The organism is Halochromatium glycolicum, from assembly GCF_016584085.1.
GTDB classification, from domain to species: domain Bacteria; phylum Pseudomonadota; class Gammaproteobacteria; order Chromatiales; family Chromatiaceae; genus Lamprobacter; species Lamprobacter glycolicus.
Genome location: NZ_NRSJ01000089.1, coordinates 1 through 4440, shown reverse-complemented (window position 1 = coordinate 4440; position 4440 = coordinate 1). Strand labels below are relative to the sequence as shown.

The 4440-nt window shown below is 65.0% G+C and carries 3 protein-coding genes; all 3 read left to right on the top strand.

What is annotated here, in order from left to right:
- Positions 1-1563: urea ABC transporter permease subunit UrtB (gene urtB / locus CKO40_RS23335; protein ID WP_200348852.1), on the top strand; the 1563-nt coding region annotated here is incomplete at its 5' end.
- 218 nt (positions 1564-1781) lie between these two features.
- Entirely contained in the window at positions 1782-2930 is a 1149-nt protein-coding gene (gene urtC, locus CKO40_RS23330) for an urea ABC transporter permease subunit UrtC (RefSeq protein WP_200348851.1), read from the top strand.
- Positions 2931-3154: 224 nt separating this feature from the next.
- Positions 3155-3928: an urea ABC transporter ATP-binding protein UrtD gene (urtD, locus tag CKO40_RS23325; protein ID WP_200348853.1), complete on the top strand. Its 774-nt coding sequence runs from the start codon at positions 3155-3157 to the stop codon at positions 3926-3928.
- The last annotated feature ends 512 nt before the right edge of the window (positions 3929-4440 follow it).

Below are 4440 nucleotides of genomic sequence, written 5' to 3'. Positions count from 1 at the left end.
CCCACGTCTGCCGAGCCCGCGGCTGCTCAGCCCGCCGGCCTCGAGGCGTCGCTGCAGCGCCTCACCGAGTTCTCGTTCAACGAGAAGGAGGCAGCGGCCGCGGCGATCGCCGAATCCGGTGACCCCCGCGCCGCCGAGCTGCTGAAGGCGCTGCTGACCGGTGATCTCTACTACCGCACTGACGACGATCGGGTCGTCTACGCCGCCCGCGCCGATGGCGGCTGGGCGCTGACCGATGCGCTCACCGGCGAGGACCTGGGGCAGGTTGGCCGGCGCGATGCACGCAAGATCACGATCAACAACCGGATGCGCAGCAGCCTAAAGGCATCGATCGCATCCCTGAACCTTTCGAGCCCGGACCCGGAGCTGCGGCGCAAGGCGGCGGCCGAGTTCATCGGCAGCGATGATCCGGTGCTGATCGAGGCTGCCCGCGAGCAGCTCGCCCGCGAGGACGACAAGCAGGTCGCCGAGACCCTGGGTCTCGCGATCGCGATCGCCGATCTGCGCTCGGAGAGTAAAGCCGAGCGGCTGGCCGCGATCGAGCGCTTGCACGGGAGCCTCTATCCCGAGGCCCGCAATGCACTCACGGCGCTGTTGCAGAACGAACAAGACCCCGAGGTCCAGGCGGCCGCGCGCGCAGCCAGCGACGCCATTGAATTCAAGCGACAGCTCAATGCGACCGTCGAGACCCTCTTCTTCGGGCTCAGCCTGGGCTCGGTGCTGGTGCTGGCCGCGATCGGGCTCGCGATCACCTTCGGCGTGATGGGCGTGATCAACATGGCCCACGGCGAGCTGATCATGCTCGGCGCCTACACCACCTATCTGGTGCAGCAGGCGATGCCGGAGCTGACCAACTGGTCGCTGCTGGTGGCGTTGCCGGCCGCCTTCCTGGTTTCCGGCGCGTTCGGCGTCGCGATCGAGCGCACCGTGATCCGCTTCCTCTACGGCCGCCCGCTCGAGACCCTGCTCGCGACCTTCGGCATCAGCCTGATCCTGCAGCAACTGGTGCGCACGACCATCTCGGCGCAGAACGTCGCGGTGCAGAGCCCGAGCTGGATGAGCGGGTCCTGGCAGATCAACCCGGCGCTGGCGCTGACCTACAACCGGCTGTTCATCCTGCTGTTCGCGCTCGTCGTGTTCGCGGGGCTGTGGCTGATCCTCAAGCGCACCGCGCTTGGCTTGCAGGTGCGGGCGGTGTCGCAGAACCGCGCGATGGCCCGGGCGATGGGGGTGCGCTCGTCGCGCGTCGATGCAATGACCTTCGGGCTCGGGGCCGGCATCGCCGGGGTCGCCGGCGTCGCGCTCTCGCAGCTGACCAACGTCGGCCCCAACATGGGGCAGGCCTACATCATCGACTCCTTCATGGTCGTGGTCTTCGGCGGGGTCGGGAACCTCTGGGGCACGCTGGTCGGCGGCATGACGCTCGGCGTCGCCAACAAGCTGATGGAGCCCTGGGCCGGGGCCGTGCTCGCGAAGATCCTGGTGCTGGTGTTCATCATCCTGTTCATCCAGAAGCGCCCGCGCGGGCTGTTCCCGCAGCGCGGCCGGGCCGCATCGGAATGAACGGCTGGCCGATGGATCGGGTCTGCCGGACTGAGCAATTTCTCGCAGCGTGGCCAGGCAGCGTCGGCAAAGGCGGCGTTGGTATGATCGGCCGGTGGTCCAGCATCGCGTCTGCAAGCCGGCAGCCGAGGTTCACTGCCGATGTCGTCGTCATCTGGCACCCGGCTGAAATCGGCGAACCCGGCGCACTGTATCGAGTCTCGAGCGAGGCCAACTGAATGGGTCTGTTTCATCCTTTAAAGGGCGATACCGGCGGCCAGGTGATGCTGGCGCTGCTGGCGCTGATCGCGATCGTCGTGCCGATCCTGAATCTGGCGGTGCCGGAGACCCATCCGCTGCACGTCAGCACCTTCACGGTGACCCTGCTCGGCAAGTACCTGACCTACGCGCTGCTCGCGGTCGCGGTCGATCTGGTCTGGGGCTATCTCGGGATACTCAGTTTGGGCCACGGCGCCTTCTTCGCACTGGGCGGCTACGCGATGGGCATGTACCTGATGCGTCAGATCGGCGATCGCGGCGTCTACGGTGATCCGGTGCTGCCCGATTTCATGGTCTTCCTGGATTGGCAGGAGCTGCCCTGGTTCTGGCACGGCTTCGACCTATTCTGGTTCGCGGCGCTGATGGTGATGCTGGTGCCCGGGATGCTCGCGTTCCTGTTCGGCTGGCTCGCGTTCCGCTCGCGCGTCACCGGCGTCTATCTGTCGATCATCACTCAGGCGCTGACCTATGCGCTGATGCTCGCGTTCTTCCGCAACGAGATGGGCTTCGGCGGCAATAACGGGCTCACCGACTTCAAGGACCTGCTCGGGTTCGACCTGCAGGCCGATGCCACCCGCATCGGGCTGTTCCTCGCATCGGCGATCGCGCTCGCGCTTGGTTACTGGGCCTGCCGCGCCATCGTCACCTCCAAGCTCGGCCGGGTCTCGGTCGCGGTGCGCGATGCCGAGTCGCGCGTGCGCTTCATCGGCTACCGCGTCGATCGGGTCAAGCTCGCGATCTGGACCTTCTCGGCGGTGCTGGCCGGGATCGCCGGCGCGCTCTACGTGCCGCAGGTCGGGATCATCAACCCCGGCGAGTTCGCGCCGCTCAATTCGATCGAACTCCTGATCTGGGTCGCGATCGGCGGCCGCGCCACCCTCTATGGGGCCGTGGTCGGGGCGATCCTGGTCAACTACGGCAAGACCGTCTTCACTGGCGTGTTCCCCGAGGCCTGGCTGTTCGTGCTGGGCGGGCTGTTCGTGCTGGTCACGGTCTTCCTGCCGCAGGGGATCGTCGGGCTGCTGCGCTCGTTCAGGCGGCGCCGTGGCAGCGGGCCGGATGCAGTCTCTGATGCGGCCGCTGATGCAGCCCAGGAGGCAAGTGCATGAATGCCACGAGCGATTCTACGAGCGACCCCGGCCTAACCAACGAACCGGAGCGTCAGCCGACCAGCGAATCGGAGCATCAGTCGCCTAGCACATCCGGCCGTGGCCCGAGCCGTGACCTGCTCCGCAGCGATCGCACCTTCGATTTCAGCGGTCCGAAACAGGTCTGGCAGGGGTTCGGCCGCGACTTCAAGGAACTGACCCGGCGCGATCGGCAATTCGAGTTCATGATCCGCGCCAAGGACCTCGAGCTCGATGTCCGCCACGGGCCGATCCTCTATCTGGAGGGGCTCAACGTCAGCTTCGACGGCTTCAAGGCGATCGATGAACTCACGCTCTATGTCGACGCCGGCGAGCTGCGCTGCGTGATCGGCCCGAACGGCGCCGGCAAGACCACGATGATGGACATCATCACCGGCAAGACCCGTCCAGACTCCGGGACCGCCTTCTTCGGGCAGAAGATCGACCTGCTCAAGCTCAGCGAGCCCGAGATCGCCGAGGTCGGCATCGGCCGCAAATTCCAGAAGCCGACCGTGTTCGAGCATCACAGCGTGTTCGAGAACCTCGAGCTCGCGATGGCCGCCGACAAGCGCGTCTTCCCGACCCTGTTCGCCAGACTCAGCGGTGCCCAGCGCGAGCGCATCGACGAGGTCCTGCAGACGATCGGCCTCACCGAGCAGGTCCACCGCGAGGCCGGGGCGCTCTCCCACGGCCAGAAGCAATGGCTCGAGATCGGCATGCTGCTGATGCAGGACCCGCATCTGCTGCTCGTCGATGAGCCTGTCGCCGGCATGACCCATCAAGAGATGGAGCGCACCGCCAAGCTGCTCACCTCACTCGCCGGCCGCCATTCGGTCGTCGTCGTCGAGCACGACATGGACTTCGTGCGCTCCATCGCCAAGCGCGTCACCGTGCTGCACCAAGGCTCCGTCCTCGCCGAAGGCAGCATGGACGAGGTCCAAAACGATCCGCGCGTCATCGAGGTGTATCTCGGGGAGTAGGGTGGTTGCTGAGGCCATTGTCCCCTCGGTAACATCCCGCGGCTGGTTCCTCACGGCAATTCGCGAAGCCGCGCACGACAAGCGAGCCTCCTTGAACCGGCTGAAATCCGTTTCCAACGGACGTTCTTCTCCGGGGGTGGCTGCGACACCGCGTTTCGAGCAGCGTCCTCGAGCCTTTCCCGTCAATCATTGTATGGCATCATAGCTAGCGGGCTCAGATCAGGGGAGTCGCTTGGACAGTGCGGCTTGCTTGAGCGAACCGATATCTGCCGCCCAATGTAGCTAGCGGTGCGATACCGTTTTAGCTGGCAGGCAGCCTAGCACTCTACAGATAGTCTGCCGCCTAGTTAACTGTTGAACAAATAAAAGGAATAAAAACAATAATGTATAATTAACTCTCACGATTCATCACAAATGGGAACACCTCCGTGGAAGCGACCGTCCAAAGCATCTTCAGAGCGGGATTCGAGTCCTATCGACAACAGCATGGCTTGAGTGCCGATCAAACCCGT